This window comes from Streptomyces sp. NPDC051218, from assembly GCF_044455475.1.
Classification (GTDB): Bacteria; Actinomycetota; Actinomycetes; order Streptomycetales; family Streptomycetaceae; genus Streptomyces.
Map to the genome: position 1 here is coordinate 150854 of NZ_JBITEU010000014.1, position 22439 is coordinate 173292.

At 67.6% G+C, this 22439-nt stretch carries 23 protein-coding genes and 2 pseudogenes; 11 read left to right on the forward strand and 14 right to left on the reverse strand.

Translation table 11 applies throughout. The annotated features are described in order from the left end of the window. Positions 1-129: 129 nt before the first annotated feature. Together ACIBCK_RS35210 and ACIBCK_RS35215 are read left to right on the forward strand one after the other, a co-directional pair. Positions 130-568, forward strand: a pseudogene (locus ACIBCK_RS35210) (IS701 family transposase); the annotation flags it as partial. A 223-nt stretch (positions 569-791) separates the two neighbouring features. Next, entirely contained in the window at positions 792-932 is a 141-nt protein-coding gene (locus ACIBCK_RS35215) for a hypothetical protein (RefSeq protein ID WP_399396908.1), read from the forward strand. A 76-nt stretch (positions 933-1008) separates the two neighbouring features. Here ACIBCK_RS35215 and ACIBCK_RS35220 read toward each other — a convergent pair whose 3' ends face one another. After that, entirely contained in the window at positions 1009-1470 is a 462-nt protein-coding gene (locus ACIBCK_RS35220) for a MarR family winged helix-turn-helix transcriptional regulator (protein WP_399396909.1), read from the reverse strand. Between the two features lie 137 nt (positions 1471-1607). Between ACIBCK_RS35220 and ACIBCK_RS35225 the strand changes: the two genes are divergently transcribed. The 3 genes from ACIBCK_RS35225 (at position 1608) to ACIBCK_RS35235 (ending at position 3971) form a co-directional block, all read left to right on the forward strand. Then, positions 1608-2309 carry an SDR family NAD(P)-dependent oxidoreductase gene (locus ACIBCK_RS35225; protein ID WP_399396911.1) on the forward strand — a complete coding sequence of 234 codons (702 nt, stop codon included), beginning with the start codon at positions 1608-1610 and terminating at the stop codon, positions 2307-2309. A 40-nt stretch (positions 2310-2349) separates the two neighbouring features. After that, positions 2350-3402: an amidohydrolase family protein gene (locus tag ACIBCK_RS35230; protein WP_399396912.1), complete on the forward strand. Its 1053-nt coding sequence runs from the start codon at positions 2350-2352 to the stop codon at positions 3400-3402. Between the two features lie 68 nt (positions 3403-3470). Continuing rightward, positions 3471-3971: a recombinase family protein gene (locus ACIBCK_RS35235; RefSeq protein WP_399396914.1), complete on the forward strand. Its 501-nt coding sequence runs from the start codon at positions 3471-3473 to the stop codon at positions 3969-3971. Between the two features lie 193 nt (positions 3972-4164). Here the strand turns inward: ACIBCK_RS35235 and ACIBCK_RS35240 are convergent, their stop codons facing one another. Beyond that, complete coding sequence (locus ACIBCK_RS35240; protein ID WP_399396916.1) at positions 4165-4314, reverse strand: hypothetical protein; 150 nt, start codon at positions 4312-4314, stop codon at positions 4165-4167. Positions 4315-4623: 309 nt separating this feature from the next. After that, positions 4624-5109 carry a phospholipase gene (locus tag ACIBCK_RS35245; RefSeq protein ID WP_399396917.1) on the reverse strand — a complete coding sequence of 162 codons (486 nt, stop codon included), beginning with the start codon at positions 5107-5109 and terminating at the stop codon, positions 4624-4626. 525 nt (positions 5110-5634) lie between these two features. Here ACIBCK_RS35245 and ACIBCK_RS35250 point away from each other — a divergent pair. Next, entirely contained in the window at positions 5635-5847 is a 213-nt protein-coding gene (locus tag ACIBCK_RS35250) for a hypothetical protein (RefSeq protein WP_399396918.1), read from the forward strand. A gap of 1174 nt (positions 5848-7021) precedes the next feature. On the opposite strand, the gene ACIBCK_RS35255 is transcribed toward ACIBCK_RS35250, so the two are convergent. The 3 genes from ACIBCK_RS35255 to ACIBCK_RS35265 all read right to left on the reverse strand — a co-directional run bounded on the left by ACIBCK_RS35255 (position 7022) and on the right by ACIBCK_RS35265 (position 11443). Continuing rightward, the gene (locus tag ACIBCK_RS35255) at positions 7022-7531 is read right to left on the reverse strand and encodes a hypothetical protein (protein ID WP_399396920.1); all 510 of its coding nucleotides are present in this window, start codon (positions 7529-7531) and stop codon (positions 7022-7024) included. A gap of 1127 nt (positions 7532-8658) precedes the next feature. Next, positions 8659-9807 (reverse strand): FAD-dependent oxidoreductase, encoded by a 1149-nt coding sequence (locus ACIBCK_RS35260; protein ID WP_399396922.1) that lies wholly within the window; start codon positions 9805-9807, stop codon positions 8659-8661. A gap of 76 nt (positions 9808-9883) precedes the next feature. Beyond that, the gene (locus tag ACIBCK_RS35265) at positions 9884-11443 is read right to left on the reverse strand and encodes an MDR family MFS transporter (RefSeq protein ID WP_399396923.1); all 1560 of its coding nucleotides are present in this window, start codon (positions 11441-11443) and stop codon (positions 9884-9886) included. Positions 11444-11609: 166 nt separating this feature from the next. Between ACIBCK_RS35265 and ACIBCK_RS35270 the strand changes: the two genes are divergently transcribed. Then, a complete protein-coding gene (locus ACIBCK_RS35270; protein WP_399396925.1) occupies positions 11610-11969 on the forward strand; it encodes a hypothetical protein in 360 nt (119 codons plus the stop codon). A gap of 10 nt (positions 11970-11979) precedes the next feature. Beyond that, entirely contained in the window at positions 11980-12654 is a 675-nt protein-coding gene (locus tag ACIBCK_RS35275) for a TetR/AcrR family transcriptional regulator (protein ID WP_399396927.1), read from the forward strand. 118 nt (positions 12655-12772) lie between these two features. Here the strand turns inward: ACIBCK_RS35275 and ACIBCK_RS35280 are convergent, their stop codons facing one another. Then, positions 12773-14794: a sulfatase gene (locus ACIBCK_RS35280; protein ID WP_399396928.1), complete on the reverse strand. Its 2022-nt coding sequence runs from the start codon at positions 14792-14794 to the stop codon at positions 12773-12775. Positions 14795-15617: 823 nt separating this feature from the next. Here ACIBCK_RS35280 and ACIBCK_RS35285 point away from each other — a divergent pair. Next, complete coding sequence (locus ACIBCK_RS35285) at positions 15618-15917, forward strand: hypothetical protein (protein WP_399396930.1); 300 nt, start codon at positions 15618-15620, stop codon at positions 15915-15917. A gap of 193 nt (positions 15918-16110) precedes the next feature. Here ACIBCK_RS35285 and ACIBCK_RS35290 read toward each other — a convergent pair. The 7 genes and pseudogenes from ACIBCK_RS35290 to ACIBCK_RS35320 form a co-directional block, all read right to left on the reverse strand. Next, a pseudogene (locus ACIBCK_RS35290) lies at positions 16111-16335 on the reverse strand (transposase); the annotation flags it as partial. A 438-nt stretch (positions 16336-16773) separates the two neighbouring features. Beyond that, positions 16774-17211, reverse strand: a complete 438-nt coding sequence (locus ACIBCK_RS35295) for an SgcJ/EcaC family oxidoreductase (protein ID WP_399396932.1) — start codon at positions 17209-17211, stop codon at positions 16774-16776. A gap of 27 nt (positions 17212-17238) precedes the next feature. Continuing rightward, entirely contained in the window at positions 17239-18186 is a 948-nt protein-coding gene (locus ACIBCK_RS35300; RefSeq protein WP_399396934.1) for a helix-turn-helix domain-containing protein, read from the reverse strand. Positions 18187-18603: 417 nt separating this feature from the next. Then, positions 18604-18735: a hypothetical protein gene (locus tag ACIBCK_RS35305; protein WP_399396936.1), complete on the reverse strand. Its 132-nt coding sequence runs from the start codon at positions 18733-18735 to the stop codon at positions 18604-18606. Between the two features lie 198 nt (positions 18736-18933). Further along, positions 18934-19476: a hypothetical protein gene (locus ACIBCK_RS35310; protein WP_399396938.1), complete on the reverse strand. Its 543-nt coding sequence runs from the start codon at positions 19474-19476 to the stop codon at positions 18934-18936. A gap of 258 nt (positions 19477-19734) precedes the next feature. Next, on the reverse strand, positions 19735-20070 hold the full coding sequence (locus ACIBCK_RS35315) for a hypothetical protein (protein ID WP_399396940.1): 336 nt from the start codon (positions 20068-20070) through the stop codon (positions 19735-19737). A 355-nt stretch (positions 20071-20425) separates the two neighbouring features. Next, entirely contained in the window at positions 20426-21034 is a 609-nt protein-coding gene (locus ACIBCK_RS35320; protein WP_399396942.1) for a TetR/AcrR family transcriptional regulator, read from the reverse strand. Between the two features lie 87 nt (positions 21035-21121). On the opposite strand from ACIBCK_RS35320, the gene ACIBCK_RS35325 reads away from it, so the two are divergent. Both ACIBCK_RS35325 and ACIBCK_RS35330 read left to right on the forward strand, forming a co-directional pair. Next, complete coding sequence (locus tag ACIBCK_RS35325; RefSeq protein ID WP_399396944.1) at positions 21122-21547, forward strand: nuclear transport factor 2 family protein; 426 nt, start codon at positions 21122-21124, stop codon at positions 21545-21547. Then, the gene (locus ACIBCK_RS35330) at positions 21544-22383 is read left to right on the forward strand and encodes an NmrA family NAD(P)-binding protein (RefSeq protein WP_399396946.1); all 840 of its coding nucleotides are present in this window, start codon (positions 21544-21546) and stop codon (positions 22381-22383) included. The genes ACIBCK_RS35325 and ACIBCK_RS35330 overlap by 4 nt, the downstream gene beginning before the upstream one ends. Positions 22384-22439: the final 56 nt, after the last annotated feature.

Here is a 22439-nt window from a genome sequence, read left to right on the forward strand (position 1 = left end):
CACGGGTTCAAAGTGCAGACGTGGGGGCAGACCTGGTTGCCTCCGATTTCTCAACAGCGGCGGAAGGGTACTGGGTGCCGGTCGCGCCTAGCACTCCAGTAGTACTCCAGCTGTAAATCGTGATCTTCGATCCGACGCAACCGCACCACCGGCGAACTCGCCTACTACCGCTGCCATTCCACCGTGCCGGTCCCGTTCCCGTTGCGTACCCTGGTCCGGACTGCCGGATCCAGGTGGCGGGTGGAGGAGACCTTCCAGACCGAGAAGGGCTGGCCGGACTCGACGAACGCCGGGTCCGCCGCTACGCGTCCTGGAGCCGCTGGGTCACCCTCGCCATCCTCGCTCATGCCTTCCTCGCCATCGTCCGTGCAGACGAACGCAGGCGTTGCACCGGACCGGACGACGTGGTCCCGCTGACCTGCAACGAGATCCGGCACCTGCTGCTCGCCGTCACCGTCCGGCCGCTGACCGACCTATCCCACCGGCTCGGCTGGTCCGACTGGAGACGCCGCCACAGGCTCAAGCCCAGGCCAGCCATTACCGGCGGCAAGCTGCACATCAGGCATGAATGATCTCTCGCTGCGAAGATCGAGCATTCTCACCGAAGACCGGAATCAGGTCCGGCGGCGTCGGCGTCGGCGTCGGCGTCGGCGTCGGTAATACGCGTACGTGAGAACCAGAAGCAGTGGACCCCACAAGTTCATCAGCCCGCTCATCGCCATCGCGAGGACATCCCAGCCCTCGTCATACGGCCAGGCCGCCGTGCCGGCGGTAGCGGCTTCGTACAGCCAGTGGATGCAGAGCGCGGTGAAGAAGAGGCCGCCCACGAACTCGGCATCCAGCCCGAGGCGTACGACCCGAAACTCGACGTCGACTTCACCCAGCTCCGCGATCAGGACCTACGCGCCGAGGGCTTCGGGGCCGCAGCCTGACCGGGCCAGGCCGGACGGCAGTGCAGCCAGGCCGATTCCTTCGGATGTAGCCCGTTGGTGCCGTCCACTGCTCCGGCTACCGATCTGCCGGGCCCCGGGTCCCGCCGGGGGACTGGGCGACGAGCCGGGTCTCGATGTGCTGAAGGGTTGTGATCACGGCATCGATCTCGTGGGAATCGGTGACCGTGCCGTCGAGCAGGCGGCTCCAGGCGTCACGCAGTCGCTGCAGGTTCTCCTGTGCCTTTTCGGTGGGGTAGAGGCGTACCCGGCGGGCGTCGCGCCGGTCGACGTCGCGGCGCACCAGGCCCTTCTCCTCCAGGCCGCGTACCGCCCTGCTGAAGTTGCTGGAGATCAGCTGGGTGGCCTCGGCCGCTTCGCCGGCCGTCGTGCCGGGATGCCGGTCGATGAAGCGCATCACCGCGCCTTCCAGGGGCGTCCCGGACTCGGCCGCGGTTTCCTTTGACGCCTCGATGTGCCGCCCCACCGCCAGGATCAGGTCAGCCAGCTCGAAGAGCTGCGAGGTCTGGTTCTCTTCCATCGCCCCACCCTAACTTCCCTGTCGAAAGATAGCTGTCATTTGACAGGTAAATCTTCGGCTCGTAATGTGACTGGTGTCCGAATTGCATAGATTCAGGGTCGGCGCTCAAGGCCGACCTTCTGGAACGAGGAACAGCCATGACAGCAACTGACAGCAAGACCGCTCTGATCGTCGGTGCCTCCCGGGGACTGGGCTACGCGCTGACCGCCGAGCTCCTGAGCCGGGGCTGGCAGGTCACCGCGACCGAGCGCAAGCAGTCCGACCTGCACACCCTGGCCCAGTCGGCGAACGGCCACCTCACTGTGGAGAACGTCGACATCACAGCACCCGAGCGGGTCGCAGCGCTGCGCGAGCGTCTGGCCGGCACCACGCTCGACCTGCTGTTCGTCAACGCCGGCACGAACTACACCACCGACCCCTCGGCGACCTTCACCGATGTGTCCACCGACGACTTCACCCGCGTCATGGTCACTAACGCACTGAGCCCCATGCGCGCCGTCGAGACGCTGAAGGACCTGGTCCCCGCGAGCGGAACCATCGGCGTGATGTCCTCGGGACAGGGCAGCGTCGCCGACAACACGAGGGGCGGCTTCGAGGTCTACCGGGCGAGCAAGTCCGCGCTGAACCAGCTCATGCGCAGCTTCGCCGCCCGGCACGCCGATGACCCGCGCACGCTCCTGCTCATGGCCCCGGGCTGGGTCAAGACCGACCTGGGCGGCCCCAGCGCCCGCCTGACCATCGACGAGAGCATCCCCGGCGTCGTCGACACGATCGAGGCCCACGCAGGCAAGGGTGGACTGCACTACCTCGACCGTGAGGGCCAGACCGTCCGCTGGTAGTACCCCAGCTCCGCCCCCGACCGCCCTGGAGGCCGCCCACATGAAGATCATCGCCGTCGAAGAACACTGGAACAGCGCCCGCATCCGGGAAGCACTGGAACGCCTGCCGTCCGGGTCCCGGGACGAAAGCGTCGCCTTCAACGCGAGGGGCGACAATCAGGCGCGCCTTGAGGACATCGGCCCCGGCCGCATCGAGGCGATGGACGCCGCCGGGATCGACGTCTCCATCCTGTCGGTCGTCACCCCCGCCACCCAGCCCCTGCCACCGGCCGAGGCCGTCGCACTGGCACGGGAGGCGAACGACGAAGCCACCGACGCCGTCCGCGCCCACCCCGACCGCTTCCGCGCATTCGCCACCCTGCCGACCAGCGACCCCCAGGCCGCAGCCGCCGAACTCGAACGCTGCGCGACCGAGTTGGGGCACGTCGGCGCGATGATCCACGGACGCAGCGGCAGCCGCACCCTCGACGATCCGGCCTACGAGGACCTGTTCGCCACCGCGGCCCGCCTGCACCAACCCGTCTTCATCCACCCGCAGATCACCTCCAACGAGCTGCGCGACGCCTCCTACCGGGGCCTGGACCCACAGATCGAACTCGGCCTGGCAAGCTTCGGCTGGGGCTGGCACATGGACACCGGCCTCTCCGCCCTGCGCCTCGTCCTCAGCGGCACCTTCGACCGCCACCCCGATCTGCAGCTCGTCCTCGGGCACTGGGGCGAGATGCTGCTGTTCTGGCTGGACCGCGTCGACAGCCTCTCGAACGTCGCCACACACCTCGAACGCCGAGTGGCCGACTACATCACCACCAACATCCACATCACCAGCAGCGGAATGCTCCAGGAACGGCTCCTGCACCACACCCTCGACTTCACCCACGCCGACAAGGTGCTGTTCTCCACCGACTACCCCTTCCACCGACCCGACGCAGCGGCCGTCCAGAAGTTCTTCGAGGCCATCCCCGACCCCGCAGACCGCTCCAAGATCGCCTCAACCAACGCAGAAGCCCTGTTCCGCCTTACGTCACGGACCTGTACACGGTCGTCCCTGTCGTCAAACGAACGAATGACGGCAGGTGCGGCGGGCGTCCAATGAACCCGGTCGTTCAGGGACCTGACGGCGGCGCAGATCCATTCAGATCCGATGAAGGATGATGACAGGGTTTGCTGACAGCTAGGGTCGAATGCGACCTCCGCAACGGGGAGCGGCATGGCCAACCTGGTCTACAAGAGGGTGTCACCCAACAGCAGTCGACCGACCGACAGATCCTCGTCCTGGACGAGGCTGGGATCGAGGACCCGGTCGTCTTCGAGGAGCAGGCCGGGACCTCCAGCCGCCTTCACCCGCTGGAGCAGCCGAAGTTCGCCGAGCTGCTGACGTACGCGCGGCCGGGCGATGCCGTGGACATCTCCGAGATGTTCCGCCTCGTGCGCGGCACCGGCCACATCCTCGACGTGCTCGACGTCCTGCACCGCGACCGCCTCGCACTGCGCATCCACGACGGCGCGTTCTCCGCGATGGACCTCACCGCCCGCCACCCACGTACCGGCGAGCTGCTGTCCACCGTGAAATTCATGGTGCAGACCCTCGCCGCCGCCGGCGAACTCCAGCGCGACCTTCAGCGAGAGCTGACCTACGACGGACTGCGCGCCGCCGAGGCATAGGGTAACAAGGGCGGACGCCGCCCCGCCGTCGCGGCCGACAAGACCGACGCCGTGCGCACCGCGTACCTGGAGGGCCGGTCCATCGCCGCCCGCCCGCGACCACGACGTCAGCCGCGGCGCCATCCGCACCGCCGTCGCAGACCTCTTGCCCGAGTACACGGCCGCCGCCCGGGCCGCCCCGATCCCGGAACTGTCAGTCGTCCTCGACATGCCGGGCACGGTCGCCGACTTCCTCCGCGCTGCCGAACTGGAGCCCGTTGAGCGCGTCACGCTCGAACAGGGGGTGACCGTACGGCGCGGCCAGGGCTACACCTTTCGCGTCACCGCCGTGCCCGCGGTCCACCGGCAACTCCTTGCCCGCTGCCAGCTCCTCGACGGCGCCACGGCGGTCCGGACCAGCGCAAGGCCCGCCGTGAGTACGAGAATCGCGTCAACGCGCTCCCTGTTGCCAGCATGCCCAGCGCCGTCATGCGGAAGTGCGGAAACAGGACGATCAGGCCGCGAGGATGGCGGGCACATGATCACCCGGTGACATCCGCCGGATCGTCAAGGGCAGGGGCAGCGAGTCATCCCGACCCTGAGGGGCCGCTCACCTGGACGAAGGGCGGTGGCTAGGCGTACGTCACCGCCCTTCGCACCCCGCGGCCGCCGGTCAGGCGGCGCTCCCGTCGCCCACCACACGGGTGAAGCCGAGCTTGTCGACGGCCTGGTAGTACGTCCAGGCCGTCCCGTTGCAGGTGGTCTTCGTCGCGCCGCTGTAGCTGGCGCACACTCTCTTCAGGTCCTCGTAGAAGGCGCTGTCGACGCGGGCTTTGTTGGCGTTGAAGGTGCCCGCTTCCTTGTAGTTGCGGTATCCGAAGTCATGGCGCGCGCAGGCCGTCTTGAAGGGAAAGCCGAGAGGGTTGTCGGGGGAGCTGGAGCAGTAGTCGGTGGACCAATTGAACTGGTAGGCGCTCCAGGCCCCTTGGTTGCCGTTGGCCGACACCCAGGCGTTGTAGCTGCCTGCGTCGGTCTGGGTCCACCGGCTGAGGACCTGTGCCTTGTCGGCGGGCACGGCCGAAGCGGGGGCGGCTGCTACGCCGACGGCCAGGGTGAGGGAAGCGGTGCTTACGGCGAGAGCGGTCAGTCGACGGCGCATGTGGCCTCCTGTGGGGGATGGAGCTTCCGTCTCAACAAGGCTTGTCATGCCCACAGTTGGCACTTCAACAAACGAGACAGCTACGTGAACTCCGCCTGACAGGCGGGTATTTGGGCGTCGTCCGTGACTGTGCGTGCACCACTGCGTATGACGGAGACCTGGGCCGTCGTGCCCTATCGCTTCCGCAACTCCCAGACGGTGGGGGTGCGGGGGCGTTTCACAGCAGTTCGGAGTAGGCGCCGCAGCTACGGCCGCACTAACGTCTTCACCTCACGTCGATAGGATTCTTCCGTGCAGATCAGAAATTTTGTCGTCCCGGTTGACGGGGAGCTCATTTCGTGTGTCACCTTCCCGGCCGCCAACCCAAGGGGCCATGCACTTCTGCAGTATCAGGGACTTGTCACTCGCGAAGCGGAGGCTGCAGGCTGAATCCGTGCTGGCTGCGGCTACTGCGGAGCAGCGCCTGCCAGTGCTGGTGATCGGTTTCAGTATGAGTGGACAGACAGTGTGCGATCTTCTGCCGCGTTGAGTGCCTTCACTGGTTCCGTCATGGTGGTGCGGCCGCCCGTCGACGAGGTGATTCCGCTCGCCGTGACGGAGCGGATCCTTGACAGCTGTCCTCCAGGTGCCCAGGACGTGGTGCTCGAGGGAGCGACGCACGAGATCTACCGGTGGCTTGAAGATCGCCCCCGACAGCGCCGCGATATGGCGAAGCGGATGGCGCAACTGCTCAGTTGACCGATCTGCGCAGCAAGTGTCCCCGTGCGGCTGAAGCGCGCGGTCCGTCGCGCGTCAACACGTCACTGGCGACCGCCGTCCGGTGTGCCGCGTCCACGTCCCCCTGGGTGCCTAAACTTGCCGCTGACATCGTCGATCGTCAGGCGCAGTGCACGGATCTCTCGCAGCCGGTGCTCGTGACAGAGGGGTCCGCGATCCCGCTGTCCGGCTCCGACTGGCGGACCTGTTGTCGCAGCACGTCTCCTGCGTAATTGACCGTCGGGATACCCGGTGAGGGACCCTCACCGCTGATCGCTTTCCAGCCGTCGGGAACATACGCCTGACACCGATGGCGAGGTCTTGCCTACCGATGTCAGATTCCGCCACTAGTCGGGGCGTGGAGTCCAGAGCAATGTTGGATGAGCCGTCGCGTATCGAGGCGAGGGCGTCGCCGGGGCTAAATCTCACGTTGGTGGCTTACCAATGCCATTTGGTAGGTCTGAAGTTGACCCCTTCGGAGACGAATCCGCGTTGTTGGCTGGCGAACAGCGTCACGACGATGCCCACGACGGGAATCAGGATGCCGGCAATCCACCAGGCATGTTCCCGGGAAGCGCTGCTTTCCCGTGGCGCCGTAGCCTTCACACGTCCCTACGGCACGCGGTGAATCGCGCAGTCATGGCGGGTCCAGTCGCTGAGGGGCACGGTCTCTAGGGTCTTGCCAGGTCGGGGGCGTGGACCATCCTTCCGCCACCGATGGCGAGACTCGCTGCGAGAGACGGAGCCTGTGGGGCGCACCCACGCGCGACGCGTTCGACCTCACCCGCCCTTACAACTCGAAGCCGATCAGGCCGAGTAACGCCACCGATCTGCAACGCTTGCCGATGCCGTGTGGGCTGGACCGTGGTCGACGAGCCGCGCGCCTCGCTCCTCCGCGACGACCCGCCCTACATCTCCCACCGCGCGGCCGAACACCGGCGAGCCGGGAGCAATCTCGCCTCGCTCATGCTCCTCGCGCTACGGGACCCCCGAGGTCATCTACCGGGACCGCCAGGCACCGTACCCGCGCCTGCGGACGCTGCTCCGCGTTGTCGCAGACGCCGATCACGCAGACTCTGTGGCGGACGGCCGTGCCTTCTCCAGCCGGCGAGAGGGCGACGGGCCCCCGCCCGGCCCCCCTCGCCTGCACTCGGGGTCAGGCGGTGAACTTTTGCCACCCCGAACAGTAGTCAGATGCGCCATCCACCTGCACGCAACCCCTGATGTTGTAGACCGTCCCTTCGGGAAGGTTCGTGTTGCGCTTCGTGCGGTCGCCCGGGTTCAGGCCGCCCTCAATCGTTTTCCTCCCGTCGGGGACTCCGTCCTTGTCGTACTGGACATAGATGCGGTTGCCAGGGCTCTTCTGGCGGTAGGTGTGGAACCAGTCGCCCTTGTGCTTGAACTGCACGTAGCCCGCGTAGTCCTTGTAGCCGTTGGAGTAGTCGTAGACGTTGACCTTCTCGTTGCTGCCCATCGCGACCGGCCCGTCGCCGGGCACGGCAGCACCGGCATCGCCAGCGCGCACACCACACCGAGCGCCGCCAGCGGCGTCGCCGCAGCCTTCAAGATCCTGCGCATGATGGAACTCCCCCTTTAGTAAGAAGCTGTGTCGATGACGAGCCTTCTGCGCAGTGACTGCAGTGACTCGTTTACTTCCTGCGATCACAGTAGGAAGCCAGGGGGCGGATGCCCATGTGTTTCGGACGTAGCCGAAACACAGCCGAGTTCCCACTGGTGAGGTTCCATCGCGCTGCTCGCCGCGACAGGCGGGGCAGTTGTCGGCGCCGGTCGTACGGTGCCGGTGTGGGCAGGGACGGAGGGCCGGGCACAGCTGGTGCCGTCGTCTGTGAAGGACAGCGATGTGCGCGCTGCTGTGCCGTGAGTGCGGGAATCCGTTGATACCGCGGGCGAAGGCGACCGCGGTGTTCATGCCCGTGAGCGTCCAACGCACCTGTTCACTGAGCGGGGGGTACCCGGGCCTACATCGTTCCTTTGGGCCCGCCGCCCGCCGCCCGCCGCCCGCCGCCCGCCGTCCGCCACCCGCCACCAGGCACCCGCCACCAGGCACAGCGGATACAACTTGGTTGGCCTTCTCAAGGTGGGAGAAGTCCTCGTAATCCCTGATGGGACGTGTGGCGCCCCGCTCGGGGGCGACGACAAGTTACGGCCGATCTCGGTTTCGGTGCCGTTGAGGGAGATCCATTGCTCCATCACCTCCCATGGCAAGGGACGCAGTTCAGCGGCTTCTTGCTCGGCGCATTCATCCGTACCTACCTCTGCAGATTCGCGAGTACGCCGACGGCAGCGTCTTTGCCGACATGAGCCGATAGCCACGTATGGGGCGGGTGGGCAGCGCGCTGTTTTCGCGGTCCGGTAGAGCTGCGCAGCTGGGGGGGGGGCTGGTGCTTGAGGTGATTCCTCACCCCGAAAGGGCGGTCAAGCTCCCGCGTTGAAGCGGTGTGTGCAATGCCTGACGAGACAGCGCGATCTTCGTCATCGTGGCTCCTATGGCTGGGTGATCGAAAACAAAAGAGGGCTCTAGGCGCGCGCCCCGCGCCGGGGTCCGCGGCGCACAACTGGCGGTCCGCGACGGAGTGTTGAGGGGAGGGAGCGCGGGCGTACTTACGTCCGCTGGCCTAGCGCCGGGGCGGGCTGGTGCGGGAAGCGGGAAGCGGGAAGCGGGACGTGTCGCCCCGCCCCGCCCCTCCCGTCCAGCGCCGGCGTACGGCCGTCGCGGGTTCGCGGACTTCGTACACCGGTCCAGCAGTGCTCGGCCCCCTGCGGCAGCAGGTGTTACTGGACTGGCGACCCGGTGGTGAAGAACGCCACCATCTGCTGCAGACCCTGCGGACCGAACATCGTGTCCAGGCTCTCGGCGGAGTCGGCGGCAGAGGTTTCGCTGCGTGGGAAGAGCGCCTCCTCGTAGGCGGCGAGGGCAGCCTCCGTGTCGCCGGGGTGGGCGGCGATCGCCGCAGCGAGTTCGGCGCCGTCGAACATGGCCAGGTTCGCGCCCTCGCCGGCGAAGGGGGACATCAGGTGGGCGGCATCGCCCAGCAGCGTCACGCCCGGTACGCGTTCCCAGCGGTGGCCCACCGGCAGCGCGTGGATGCGACGCGGAGTCATCGTGTCCGCGTCCGCGACCAGTGCTCGCAGGCCCTCGTCCCATCCCTCGAAGTGCGCGAGCACGGCCGCTTTGGCAGCTGCCGGCTCACTGAAGTCGATCGTGTCCAGCCAGTCTTCGTCCGCCTTGAGCGCGGTGTAGATGTGGAGGCTGCCGTCGGTCTCCCGGTGGGCGAGGAAGCCACGCCCCTCGCCGAGGCAGATGAAGAACCCGCCGCCGATCAGGGCGGCGCTGCGCGCGTGGCGGGCGTCGGCCTCAAGCAGGTCTGTCTCCACGAAGGAGATGCCCGTGTACGTGGGTTTGGCGTCCGAGACCAGCGGCCGGATCTTCGACCAGGCGCCGTCGGCGCCGATCAGGAGGTCGGTGGTGAGGGTTGAGCCGTCGCTGAAGGTCACCTCGTGGCGGCCGCCACCGAGCGGACGGGCGCCGGCGGCCTTACTGCCCCAGCGGATGATGCCGTCGGGCAGGGAGTCCAGCAGCAGGTCACGCAGATCGCCGCGGTCCACCTCGGGACGGCCTTTGTCGCCCTCGTCCTCCTCGGCGACGTGGACGGTTCCGTCGGGGCCGAGCAGGCGCATGGCCTGGCCGCCCTCATGGATGAGCTTGCGGAAACCGTCGTACAGTCCGGCGGCAAGCAGTGCTTTCTGCCCGTTTTCCTCGTGGATGTCGAGCATGCCGCCCTGCGTGCGGGCGTGTCGCGAGGGTTCGAGGTCGAAGACGGCGGCTTCGATGCCGTGGTGGTGCAGGACGCGGGCCAGGATGAGGCCGCCGAGTCCGGCGCCGATGATGGCGATGGGGTGGTGAGGGGCGGGGGTGGTCATGGTCGTACTCCTTGCTGTGCAGAGACTTGAAGGTGCAGGAGGCAACGGGCTCTTGTGCCGCCTTGGAGACGCTTGGTCAGGCGGTTTTGATTTCGGCCTTGGCCGGGGGCGTGGCACCGGGCTTGCCGCGCAGCGCGACTTCCTCGATCAGTACGGCGGCGATCAGGGCGAGGACCGCGATGCACGCGCCGGTGAGGAAGATGAGGTGGGTGGCGTGGGCGACGTCGTGGATGTACGCCGAGCGGGCGGCGGAGGTCAACTGCTCCGTGGCCTGCCCGGCGGCACCCTCGCCAGGTCCCTGTTCACCGGCGCCGGACCCGGCGCCGGAGACGGCACCGGTGAACAGGGAGGCGAAGACGGCGATGCCCAGTGAGCCACCGAGGTTGCGGAAGAGGTTGGTGGCGGCCGAGGCGGAACCGATGTCGCGCAGTTCGACGGCGTTCTGCGCGATGGTGCTCGACATCTGCAGACAGAAGCCGATCCCGGCGCCCACGAGCGCCATGTAGACCGAGGTCGTCACGCGCGAGGTGTCGGTGCCCATGGTGGACAACAGGCCCATGCCGACGATCAGGCAGGCAGCGCCGATCACCGGGAAGATCTTGTAGCGGCCCGTAGCGGTCATGACCTTGCCGGCGATGTTCGACGTGATCAGCGTGGCGATCATCATCGGCAGCAGGAGCAGCCCGGAGTTGGCGGCTGAGGCCCCCTGGACCACCTGCTGGTACAGCGGCAGGTACAAGGTCGCGCCGAACAGGGCGATGCCGGTGACGGTCAGCAGGACGGCCGTCATCGGGAAGTTGCGGTGCCCGCTGTAGATGCGCAGCGGCATCAGCGGCTCCTTGACCCGCCGCTCGGTGGCGATGAACGCCGCCAGCAGCCCGACAGCGGTCACGGCCAGGCCGATGATCTGCCACGAGCCCCACGCGTAGGTGCTGCCCGCCCAGGTCGCGGCCATGACGAACGCGGAGATGGCGCCGGTCAGGAACGTGATGCCGAGCCAGTCGATGGAGGCCCTGCCCTGCCGCTGTACCGCCGGAACACGCAGCAGCATCCAGCACCAGGCGATGCACATGATGCCGAGGGGCACGTTGACGTAGAACGCCCAACGCCAGCCCCAATGGCTGGTGACGAACCCGCCGACCAGCGGCCCGCCGAGCTGGCCGATGGCCATCACCCCGGCGACCATGCCCTGGTACCTGCCTCGCTCGCGCGGCGGCAGCAGTGCGCCGATCAGCGCGAATGCGCCGGCGCCCATGCCGCCCGCCCCCAGGCCTTGGAGAACCCGGAAGGCGATCAGTGCGTTCATCGAGTCGGCTGTACCGCACAGCACTGACGCCGCAAGGAAGAGCGCGATCGAGGCGAGGAACATCGTCTTGCGGTTGAACAGGTCGCCGAGCTTGCCCCACACCGGGGTCGAGCAGGCGGTCGCCAGGGTGTAGCCAGTCACCACCCACGACATGTGGTCGATGCCGCCGAGATCGGCGACGACCGTCGGCATCGCCGTACCGACGATCAGGCCGTCCAGCATCGACAGGAGCAGGGCCAGCATCACGCCGAGCAGAACCCAGCGGACGTTCTTGGGGATCGTGATGCCGTCGGCGCTCGCTGCGCCGACCGGTCGGGAAGAGGCCGTCATGACACCTCACTCCTTTCGCGAAACAGGTGATGGATGGGATGTCCGTGCACCCGGGCGGGCACCTCACCACCGTAACGAACATGTTCGCAACGAACAAGTTCGTCAGCAATCGGTGACCGTAAGGCGCTGATCCTTTATGAGCAGGTAGCGTGCGGGCCAAACCCTGGTGCCGGACCGCGCCCTCGCGGCGGTCGACCTGCACGGTGATCCGGCCGGCGAGCCACAGCGACGGCTGGAGGCCATCCTCGACTCCTACGTGGCCACGCTGCTGCGCTACGAAGGGCTGGCCGAACTGGCCGCGTGCCGCATGGGGGGCGCCGAGGCCGACCGCTTTCCAAAGATCAACGCCCTGCGCCGCGAGCTGTTCTCCGGCACCGGCGCCGATCACTTGGACGCGCTGCAGGCCGGGATCGAGGGGGCGCCCGAGCCCCGGAGTCCGGGATTGACTGGCGTGCGCGGCCAGATCAGTAACGAGCGCAGAGGCTCCCTGGCGAACGTGTTCGCCGCGAACGCGTTCCACCTCTAAAGTACGTGGCATGCCTGCCCCGCAGAGTCGCCGAGAGCGGCCCGCCAAACCCGCCCTGACCCGCGACGGAATCGTCGACACTGCCGTCCGCCTGATGGAGGAGGAGGGCCTGCAGCGCGTCACCATGCGCCGCCTGGCACTCGCCCTCGACACCGGCCCGGCCTCGCTGTACGTGTACGTGGCCAACGCGGCCGAACTGCACGCAGCCATCCTCGACCGGCTGCTCTCCCAGGTCGACCTGGCCGCAGCTGCGGCGACGGGCGACTGGCGCCATCGTCTCGATGCTGTCCTGGCCAGTTACGAACGCGTTCTGTTCGCGCACCCCGCCCTGGCTCACTCCGCCCTGATCAGCCGTCCGAGCGGCCCCCACTACCTGGCCCTGCTCGAGACCCTGCTGAACCTGCTGGACGAGGGACAGGTGCCCTCCGGCCAAGCGGCCTGGGGTGTAGACCTCTTGCTGCAGACGGCGACGACCTCAGCCGCCGAGCACTCCGCGCGCCGGGAGAACGCCCGTGCGGACGAGGAGTGGAGCCAGCTGACCACAGCACTGGCTGACGCCTCGCCCGACATCCACCCGCACATCCACGCCCAGGCCGCCGACCTCGTTTCGGGCACGCCGGACGAGCGCCGCCGCTGGAGCGTCGCGATGCTGCTCAACGGCATTACCGGCACGCCGCGCCCGTAGCCGAACAGCGAGCCGGGGGACCGATTCGCGCCGAGTGACATGGCCAGGCTTCGGCGCCGCTGCAGGATTCCCACCGAGGATCTGCAGCGGCCCCGCCGCAGGCCCCTTCCATCCGGCTCTAGCGGTGACGGACCGTGAACTCCTCGGCCGTGAGGGTGCCTCCATCGATGCGGATCCCGAAACCGTAGTGGTACTGCTGGCGGACCTGCGGGTCGTCGAGGCGCGCGTAACGGCCGATGTCGGTGGTGAAGAGGTACTGCCATGCGCCATCAGAGGCAGCGGCGTAGGCGGTGAGTTCGTCGCGGTGGGTGACACAGGCCAGCCGGGCGTTGGGCCCTGGATAACTGATCTTGCCGTCGAGCTGGACGATGCGTTGGTCGGCCAGTTCGCCGTTGACGCGGGCGTCCCAACCGGTGCGCCCCTGACGGTGGTTGTACCAGACCAGCAGGTAGTTCTGTGCATCCTTGATCAGTCCAGTGAACAGGGAGTCCTGTGCCTCGGCATCCGTCCCGGCGTACGAGCGCTGGCTGATGGTGATCGCGGCTGATGCCTCGCGGGCGATGCGATCGGAGCGCAGTAGGGCGAAGGCGGACGCCCCGCCGGATTCGACGGCCAGTGCGCCTCCGGTGGCCCGCACTGTTCCCGGCCGGTTCTCCGGCTCCGGCGCCAGCACCGTGAACCCGGTGAGACCGTTGCGGAATTCGCGTTCCAGAACCGGGGTCGGAAAGTTCGACGGCCTGGGCTCCGGCGGCAGAAGGTCGACGTCACGCAAGTGGGCGTCGAGAGCCGCGTGCAGTCGCCGCCGGACGTCCGGGCGACGGGCGGCGAGGTCATGCGCCTCGCCGGGATCGGCAGCTAGGTCGTAGAGTTCGCTCCGCCCGTCGTGCAGGTAACGCAGCAGCTTGTAACGGCCGCGCCGGACCGATGCGCTGGGCGCGCCGGGGTCGTGCCAGTGCGGGTACACCCAGAACAACTCGGTACGCCGCGGCGCAGCCTCCCCGGCCAGCAGTCCGGCGAAACTGACGCCGTCGAGATGCTGCCCGGGTGGTCTTGCAACCTGGGCGGTGTCGAGCAGGGTAGGCATGAAGTCGATGGTGCTGAAGGGCGTTTCGACGACGCGTCCGCTGGGGCCTGCCGGATGATGGGCGATCATCGGGATGCGGACCCCGCCCTCGTAGAGGGTCGCCTTGCTGCCGCGTAGCGGGCTGCTGGTGGCCACGGCGCTGTCCCCGCCGTTGTCGGACAGCAGAAGGATCACGGTGTTGTCGGCGATGCCGAGCCGACTCAGCGCTTCCCGGATCGAACCGATGCCGTCGTCGATGGCCTCCAGCATGCCGGCGAGGACCGGGTTTTTCCCTGGCTGGCCGGCGCCCGGTTTCGCGGCGTACTTGTCGATCAGATGCTGGGGCGCCGCCAGTTTCGTGTGGGTGGCGTAGTGAGCCAGGTAAAGGAAGAACGGCTGCGCGTCGTCGCGGGCGCGGGTGATGAAGTCCACGGCCTCTCGGCTGAGCCGGTTGGTGAGGTACTCGTGGTCCTCGCGAGCGGACAGGTCGGGCAGCATGAAGTAGGGGTGGAAGTAGTCGCCGTCGGCGATGTACTTCTGCTCCGAGGCGATCACCTCGGTGAAGCCGTGCGACCACGGATTGCCGGGGCGGTCCCGTACCGCTCCGGTGTAGGTCTCGCTCAGGTGCCATTTGCCGATAAGCCCGGTGCGGTATCCGGCGTCGCGCAGTGTTTCCGGCAGTGTCCGATGGCTGGTGGGCAGGTAGTCGTCGCCGGCGGCCCCGAGAAACTCCGTGATGCCTACGCGGGCGGGGTATTGGCCCGTCATGATGCTGGCCCGGGTCGGCGAGCACACCGGTGAGGCGGCGTAACCCGCGTCGAATCTGGTTCCGTCCGCGGCGAGACGGTCGATGTGCGGCGTCTCGTTGAACCTGTTGCCGTAGCAACCCAGTTCGCGCTGGGCGAGGTCGTCGATCAGGACAACGACGACGTTGGTTCTTGCAGCGGTCTCAGCGGTCTCAGCGGTCTCAGCGGTCTCAGCGGCGTGTGCGCCGTCTGTCGAGGCCGCCGCGCTACTGAGGCCCACGACGGCCAGCCCTCGCAGCACTGTTCGACGGTCCGGCATCGCTGCTGTCATGGGCGAAGGCCTCCGGTCTTGTTGATGACTGTGCAGTTTGGTTGGAGTCTGCGGGAGTTGGACGATCGTCAGTATCCGAGGGCGTCGGTGCTCGCGTCCACCGTGCGACGTACGAAGATCCGCAGCCGAGTCGATGTCGGCCGGCGGCGGGTGTCGTCTCAACTCACCTTTGAGGACGGCTGCTTGCAGGTGGATGGGCTCTCGGGGCATGCGACCCGCCCGGGGGAGCACGATGCCGTGTGCCCGCTCCGGGGGTGCGAGGAGGTAGATGCTTCGATGATGCCCTCAAGGCGGTTGGCTCGGCCAGCAGCGTCAGGTCCACCGGCGAGGTCTCTGGCCCGTCCTCGCAGAGCAGGCCTACCGAAAGTGGGACGTGAAGTCGAATGCCCAGGTGAGTGAACCTGTGCGACGCGACGTTCGAGCTCGAGTCTCCGGGCGAGGGCCCTGATCAGGTGCCCTCGAGCGTCGAGTGGTCAGGGCTACGGAACCAGTCACCGGCACCCGCCGTCGTGTCTGGTACTTGTGATTCGTTAGGGGTGCACTGTGGAAGCCGATCCACCGTGGTGGGCCATCATCGTGATTTCAGCCGCGGCGACGGTGGTCCTTGGGACAATCCTTCTGTTCACGATCGCCGCCGCTGCTCTCGGAGCGGGCTGGGTGCGGAGGAGGTACCGCCGCTAGCCCGCTGCCCTCGGCAAAGTCCGCTGGCACAGGGATTCCGAGCACAAGAGGCAAGCTCAAAGCTTGTTTCTGAACCTCGGATGCATGACGATCGTCAGCCTTGCGGTCCGTGGCAGTTCTTATACGCCGGAAAGGTTGGGGGATGGCGACTCGTCGATGGCTGACGGTCCTGGCCTACGTTCTGGTCATCGTGGGGGCCGCCATGTTCTTCATCAACGCCGAGGCGGTTCTGAACGGCAGCGCCGTCGAGTGCGACGGCAGCGCGATGAGACCAGGTCAGTGGTGCTCAAGCTTCAGCGGCGGCGGAAGCGTCAGCTACGACGAGGAGAAGAAGAACGAAGCCCGGGGCGAACTCGTCGGTTACGTCGGGGTGGGTCTCGGTAGCCTCGGCATCCTTCTCTTCGTCAGCCATGGGATCGCCGCGCGACGCCGAACCCGATGACGCCTCGGCCAGCCGTTTGCGCATCGGTCACGGTGACGGCTTCGCGAACGGCGCACCTTCGGTCGGATGGGCCGAAAGCTGCTCTGATCTGCGCGAACGAGGTTCAAAAACAGGCACACAACTTGTTCTTTACCTTTCGCCGTTGTAGGCGAGGAGGGCCCTCTCGCGGTGGACGGTTTGCCCACGTCCTAGCGGGTGCCCGGTGTTTGTTCGGGGTGCCGGGCAGTCTTCCGGGGCCGGGCCGGTGGGGTTTCGGTGCTTTGGCGGGGCAGGGCAGATGCTGGCGGAGGTTCCGAAACGTCCGACGGACCCGCGCGGGTGTGAGCCGGTGTGGTGCGGCGGGCTTCTCCCACGGGTGCCGCAGGTCACGGGTGACCGGGCGGGCGAGCCGGAGCGGGGTGTAGGAGGCGATGACCAGTGCTACACCTGAAGAGACCTTGCGGCGATTTCGCGAAGTTGTCGCCGGGCCCGCCGGGCCGACGGAACATACTGCGGCCTGGCTGGGCGAAGTAGTCGTCCACGGCGAGGACATCCGTCGGCCATTGGGCCTTGCGCGGACACCCCTGGTCGCCACGACGACCGCCGTGGCCCGGGTCTTCGCCAGCCGCGTTTTCACCGTCGCGAGCAACACTGCGATCGCAGGCAGGCCCGGGACCAATTTGTGACTGAGCGCTTCAATCGGCGAGTGTGCGTGTTAGTTGGCCGACTGAGCGCGGGGGCTTGGCTGCGGCCGGCCGACGGCCCGTACCTGCGGCCGGGTTGGTGCCCGGCGCCCGACCGCGATTGATCGGGGGACGCCAGGAACTCCTTCGACGATCTGGCAACGACCTTGTGCGCGACCCTGGGGGCCGTCCCCCTACCCGGCGGCTGCCTGGGCGTCCAGGGCCATCGCGGTTTCCAACGAGATCAAGCGCGCGTTCTGCAGTGTCGCGACCTCCCAGCGGTCGTTCTGCCACACGAGTGCGAGCAGTTGCATGAAGGATCGGCTAGACAGCGGCTCCTCCTCGCCAGGCATCACCATGGAGACGCGGTGGTGGACCACGCCCCAACCCGGGCGGACGATGCGGGCGAACGGCACCTCACCGCGCACCATCCGGGAACCCTTCAGCACGGTGTCGAAGAGCGGCTGATTGAACGCAATCACCGCTTCGCGTCCCTTGTGAATGGTTCCCTCGAAGTCTACGAGCTCGGCGTCATCCGCGAAATCGGCGACGAACGCGGTGGCGTCACCTCTGTTCCAACTCTCGTTCATACGGGCCGGGATGGCGCTCATTGCTTCGACCGACTGTTCCATGTGATCGCCTTTCCGCTTTCCGTACTCTCAGCCACCATCCTCGGCGGGCCGGGCAGCGGACGCATTGATCATCTGCGCACGGTTGTTGGACATGAGTGCCGCGGCGTTGTACCCATAGGTGGCTTTGAACAGCCGGCTGAAGTGCGCAGGATCGGTGAACCCCCAACTGGCGGCGACGGCCGCGACGGTTCGGTTAGTTCCGGCCAGGTCCGCGTGGCACCGTTCCAGGCGCTGCCGGCGGATCAAGGCCGCCACCGTCAGTGGCTGGTCCTCGAAGAGTTTGTGTAGTCGGCGTACGGACATGTGGTGCGCCGCGGCCACCTTCGCCGGAGTGAGATCCCGGTCGGACAACCTCGCCCTGATGAAGCCGACGATCCGGGTGCGCAACGTCTCGTCGGCGACCGGCCTTTGCGAATGGCCCAGTTGAGCCGAGAGCGCCACCGCGATCAGCTCGATCACTGCGGCCGCCGACCTGTCCGCCTCGTCGGCGCGGAATCCGTCCAGGGACCCCACCATGCCCCGTGCGAGCGAGGACACCAGGGCCCCGGGGCCCTGGTCGCCCCGGATACGCACTCCAGCCAGCCGGGCGGCCTCGTCCGATCCGAGTCGCAGTGAGCGCCGCGGTACCAGCATGGTCACGTGCGTGGACGCGGTGCTGGCGAACTGGACTGGCCGCACCGGGTCGATCAGAACCAGGTCGGTGGGCCCGAGCAGAGCGGTGTTGCGGCCCTGCTGGGCGCGCACTTGTCCTTGCGTCACCAACTCGATCTGCCACAGTTCGCTGTCGGTGGCGCGGGCGGACCGCGAATCCCGGAAGCACTCGCCCTCAGGTGTTACCAGTTCGGCCAGCCGTAGAGGCCCCAGGTCGCGCGTGACGATGTCGGCGTGGAAGTCGTCGCCAGCGCGTCGACGGCCGCGCAGGGGCGGCAGGCCGCTTGTCGCGTGAGTCTCCAGAAACGCGTCGGCGCTGTTCATGGGCCGTCAGTACGCGGAACGCAGTACAGGACGCAGCCGTTGTGCGCACCGTCGCGGAACCGCGAGCCTCACAGCACGCCCTCGCGGCGCGGGCCTGTCTTCTCCAGCGCGCCGTTCGGCGACGTTCGTCATGTCCGACCTCATCATCAGTAAAGGCTCAGCCCGGTGCCCGCTCAGCGTCCATGGGCGACCTTACCCGCGCGCACCGGTGCTCCACTCGCCGACTGAAGTGCTCAGTCACACAGTTGGCTCCGGTCCCGCTTGCGCATGAGGATGTTGGCTGGCGCGCGTCGCGAGGCCGGACGTCCGTCGTGGAACTCGGATCTGACAGGCCGCGGTGCAGCGTCTCCAGGCGGCTTGCCGCCGAAGTTGAAGACGGTCGCGGGCCGCCACATCTGCTCAGTCAGTCGCTCGGCGTCACCTGGAGGCCTCGGCGAGCATGGCCCGGCGATCGGCGAGCTGGGCGAGCTGGGCGACACGGTGTCGGGTGGCGTCCTCGGTCAGGGTGCCGTCGAATTGGAGGCCTTCCTCAGGATGAATCAGAAACACGGTCCACGGTGGCGGGCGCGTGAGGCGGGCGATCTCATTCCGACCCTTCCTTGGCCGTGAAGCCGGATGATCACGACCCGCTCGTCGTCGGTGACGAGGCGGCCCATACTGAACTTGGGGCGCGTCACGGGCCAGGTCCGCGGGCATGTGAAGCCCGGCCTCTCACGGGAGAGACCGGGCCGGTTCAACGCCTCTCGGTCAGTAGTTTCCGTTCGACAGCATCTCGCCGCTCTTGTCGTAGACGGTCACCAGGCCGTTCTCCGAGTCGTAGCAAGAGCCGAACGCGCTCGCAATGAGCTTCCCGTCCGACGCGTGCGGACCCATGATTCCGCCGGTGAAGTCGGTGAACACTTCGGCCGCGTCGAGGACGTCATTGTTCTTGTCCGCGCCGGTGACCTTGGTGACGTGCTTGGCAGCTGCCTTCTCGCTCGCGCTGCCGCCCTTGGCGACGCATGCCTTGAACTGATCTGCCTGGCTCGCCTTGTCTTCGGAGGGCGGGTCCTTCTTCGCTTCACCGGACGTGGGCTTGTCGTTGGTCGTCGCGGCTTGGTCGCTGCCGGCCCCGTCGGTGGAGTCGCCTCCGGTGGCTGCACCGAAAACAGCGACCACGACGATGAGAGCGACGACGCCGAGGCAGCCGAAGCCGAGGGTCTTCCCGGTCTTGGACTTCTTCGGAGGGTGTGGCTGGGGCGATTGCTGGGGCTGTGCTCCCCATCCGGGCGGTTGCTGCGGTTGACTCATGGTTCCCCCTGGGGCTCTGCGATGAGGGGAGCATCATGTGCCGGGCGCAACTTCTGTGGAGGCGGTATGGCGGTCGAGTGACACGAATAGGTGGAACTCACGGAGCGCCGATGTTCCGGGTTCGAGCGTGTGGCCGACCGACCTGAGATGGCGGACGGCGTGTTCGTGCGCATAGGTAAGGCCCGCACGTGGCGGGCCTGTTACTTCCGGGTGTGCCGGGTCTGCGGTTCAGTTGGGACATGATCGGCGGGAATGCGACTACGGGCGTAGCGGGTCGAGACCCGTCCGATGCTCGGCGCGCGGATCGTCCGCCGCGTCCAGTGCATCGATCAACGCCCCCATGAAGTCCCGGTTGCCCTGGGCGGCGTCGTCATCGTCCTTCAGCGGCAGACAGTCCTCGGGCGTGCGCGGGTCGTCGGCCCCCTTCTCGGGCGAGAAGTTCCAGTCCTCCCAGCCGGGGGCTGCCTCGGCGACGGCGGCGGTGCACAGACGTTTGGTCTCGGCCCGGCTGAGCGAAGGCGTGGCGGCGACGGTGGTTGTGGTCGAAGTCTTGGGCTTCGCGGACTCGTCGCTGCCGCCCGAACAGCCAGTCAATGCGACTACAGCGGCGGCGAGTACGGCCGTGGTGGTGCGGCGTATGGTTCCTCCGGGCGTTGTGAGGCCCGGATCGAAGCGGGGTCGGCGGGTACTGCGGACGAGAAGGGTGAAGCCCCGCCCTCCAGCGGGGTGGGCGCGTGCCGGGACGATGGCGGTGTGCCCCGGGCGAAGCGCGGAATACCGCGGAATACCTGAGCTGGCGGGGGCACATGCCCGCCCTACAGGGACGCCCAATTTCACTACCTCATCGAGCAGGCACGAGACCGCAGGGACGCCGATGACCCGGTGATCAGCGTGGACAGCAAGAAGCGAGCTCGGCGAACAACAATCGGTTGTCGGTTTCGCCCCAGGCTCAGGCCTCGTTCGCCGGGCGCCGTGCGGGGCCGGAGTCCAGGACCCGGGCAGTGAAGTTCGCCAATTGCGCCCGCATATTTTCGCGCGGTACGCACTCATGCCCGGCCAGGTGCTCGACAAGATCGGCGCGGGTGGCTGCGAGCAGGGCGTGAGCGGTGAAGTCGCTGTCGGTCAGGCCGGGGATCTGCCCCAGCATGGTGTCCAGCAGGCCGTGCCAACGCTCGTAATGATCCGCCTGGTACGGGCTGCTGCTCCCGCTTTCCTCAAGGGCCAGCATGAGGCGGCGGTTGTCGAGTTTGAAGCACAGGAGGGTGTCGAGCAGGGCAGGTACGCGTTGACGCGGCGGCGTCGCGGGGCCCAGGGGCGGAGGGCCGGCCTCAACGGCCTCCCTGACTGGTTCAAGCCGTGCCTCGTACAGCGCGCGCAGCAGTCCGGGACGGTCACCAAAGGCCCGGAACAGCGTGCCTTTGCCGACGCCGGCCGCCGCTGCGACGGCCGCCAAGGTGACGCTATCCAGGCTCTCGGAGCGGGCGAAGAGATCGTCGGCGGCCGCGAGGACGGCCTGCCGGTTGCGGGCGGCATCCTTGCGGGGTTTGCGCTCAGGCATGCTGCGCCTCCGTTCTTGCAAAGCGGACCATCGGTCCGTATCGTTAAGCGGACCGAGGGTCCGTATTCTATGAGACGGAGGATACCCATGTCTGCACCGACTTCCCCGGCGGACCTCTACCGCCACAGCCTGCGGCTGCTGCTGAACAAGGACATTCCCGCGTGGGTCGCCTTGTGGGCCGAGGACGGCCTCATGGAGTTCCCGTTCGCCCCTGACGGCTGGCCCAAGCGCCTGGAGGGCAGGGAGGCCATCGCCTCGTACATGCGCCACTACCCGGATCACATCGATCTGCATGACTTCCCCGAGTTGCGGATCCACCAGACCACCGATCCTGAGACCATCGTGGTCGAGATGCGCGGCGTCGGCCGCCTGGTTGAGCCCGACCGTCCCTTCGACATGACCTACATCGCCGTCGTGACGGTCCGCGACGGGCACATCACCTCCTACCGCGACTACTGGAACCCCCTCGCCGTCCTCGAACCCGGCGCCGATTTCACCGGGAGCAACCGTTGACAGCCACCGGCACCACCTTGGTCATCGGCGCAACCGGCACCACCGGCAGCCGCACCGCAGCGCAGTTGTCGGCCGCCGGTCACCGCGTCAAGGCCGCCAGCCGTCGCGCCGTCGACGTCCCCGGCGCGGAGCCGGTCGCATTCGACTGGTACGAGCCCGCCACTCACGCCACCGCCCTCGACGGAGCCGACCGCGTCTACCTGATCCCGCCCGTAGGCGACGCCGATCCGGCGGCGGTCATGCTGCCCTTTCTCCGGCAGGCCCGCACTGCCGGTGTGCGCCGCGCGGTGCTCCTCAGTTCCTCGGCCATCCCCAAGGGCGGCCCGGCGGTGGGAACGGTGCACCAAGCCCTGCCCGATCTGTTCGAACAGTGGGCGGTGCTGCGGCCCTCGTGGTTCATGCAGAACTTCACCGGCGCACACGCGCACGCCGTGAGCATCCGTGAAGAAGGCGCCATCTGGTCTGCGGCCGGGAGCGGCCGGGTCGGCTTCGTCGACGCCGATGACATCGCAGCGGTCGCTGTCCATGCTCTGACCGACGAACACGCCCCCAACACCGATCTCGTCCTCACCGGCCCGGAAGCGCTCAGCTACGACGACATCGCCGCCACCATCACCCAGGTCACCGGCCGCCCCGTCGAGCACCACCGCCTGTCCTACGAGCAGATGCGTGACCACCTCGCGGCCCAGATACCGCTGGAGTTCGCCTCGATGCTGGCCGACATGGACCGTGCCATCGCCGAGGGAGCGGAGGACCGCACCACCGACACCGTCCAGCGCCTCACGGGTCGACCCGCGTGCACATTCCGCGCTCTCCTCGAACGACAGGTGGAATGAAGCAGCTCGCCATCGGCTTCGTTGCCTACTCCTCGCTCGATCGCGGCTTCGCGGTC

Excerpts from the sequence above, each read along its gene's own strand:
- ACIBCK_RS35220 (WP_399396909.1), bottom strand. The coding sequence starts at position 1,470 with ATGGAAGAGAACCAGACCTCGCAGCTCTTCGAGCTGGCTGACCTGATC.
- ACIBCK_RS35225 (WP_399396911.1), top strand. The coding sequence starts at position 1,608 with ATGACAGCAACTGACAGCAAGACCGCTCTGATCGTCGGTGCCTCCCGG.
- ACIBCK_RS35230 (WP_399396912.1), top strand. The coding sequence starts at position 2,350 with ATGAAGATCATCGCCGTCGAAGAACACTGGAACAGCGCCCGCATCCGG.
- ACIBCK_RS35245 (WP_399396917.1), bottom strand. The coding sequence starts at position 5,109 with ATGCGCCGTCGACTGACCGCTCTCGCCGTAAGCACCGCTTCCCTCACC.
- ACIBCK_RS35260 (WP_399396922.1), bottom strand. The coding sequence starts at position 9,807 with ATGACCACCCCCGCCCCTCACCACCCCATCGCCATCATCGGCGCCGGA.
- ACIBCK_RS35265 (WP_399396923.1), bottom strand. The coding sequence starts at position 11,443 with ATGACGGCCTCTTCCCGACCGGTCGGCGCAGCGAGCGCCGACGGCATC.
- ACIBCK_RS35275 (WP_399396927.1), top strand. The coding sequence starts at position 11,980 with ATGCCTGCCCCGCAGAGTCGCCGAGAGCGGCCCGCCAAACCCGCCCTG.
- ACIBCK_RS35280 (WP_399396928.1), bottom strand. The coding sequence starts at position 14,794 with ATGACAGCAGCGATGCCGGACCGTCGAACAGTGCTGCGAGGGCTGGCC.
- ACIBCK_RS35285 (WP_399396930.1), top strand. The coding sequence starts at position 15,618 with ATGGCGACTCGTCGATGGCTGACGGTCCTGGCCTACGTTCTGGTCATC.
- ACIBCK_RS35295 (WP_399396932.1), bottom strand. The coding sequence starts at position 17,211 with ATGGAACAGTCGGTCGAAGCAATGAGCGCCATCCCGGCCCGTATGAAC.
- ACIBCK_RS35300 (WP_399396934.1), bottom strand. The coding sequence starts at position 18,186 with ATGAACAGCGCCGACGCGTTTCTGGAGACTCACGCGACAAGCGGCCTG.
- ACIBCK_RS35310 (WP_399396938.1), bottom strand. The coding sequence starts at position 19,476 with ATGAGTCAACCGCAGCAACCGCCCGGATGGGGAGCACAGCCCCAGCAA.
- ACIBCK_RS35320 (WP_399396942.1), bottom strand. The coding sequence starts at position 21,034 with ATGCCTGAGCGCAAACCCCGCAAGGATGCCGCCCGCAACCGGCAGGCC.
- ACIBCK_RS35325 (WP_399396944.1), top strand. The coding sequence starts at position 21,122 with ATGTCTGCACCGACTTCCCCGGCGGACCTCTACCGCCACAGCCTGCGG.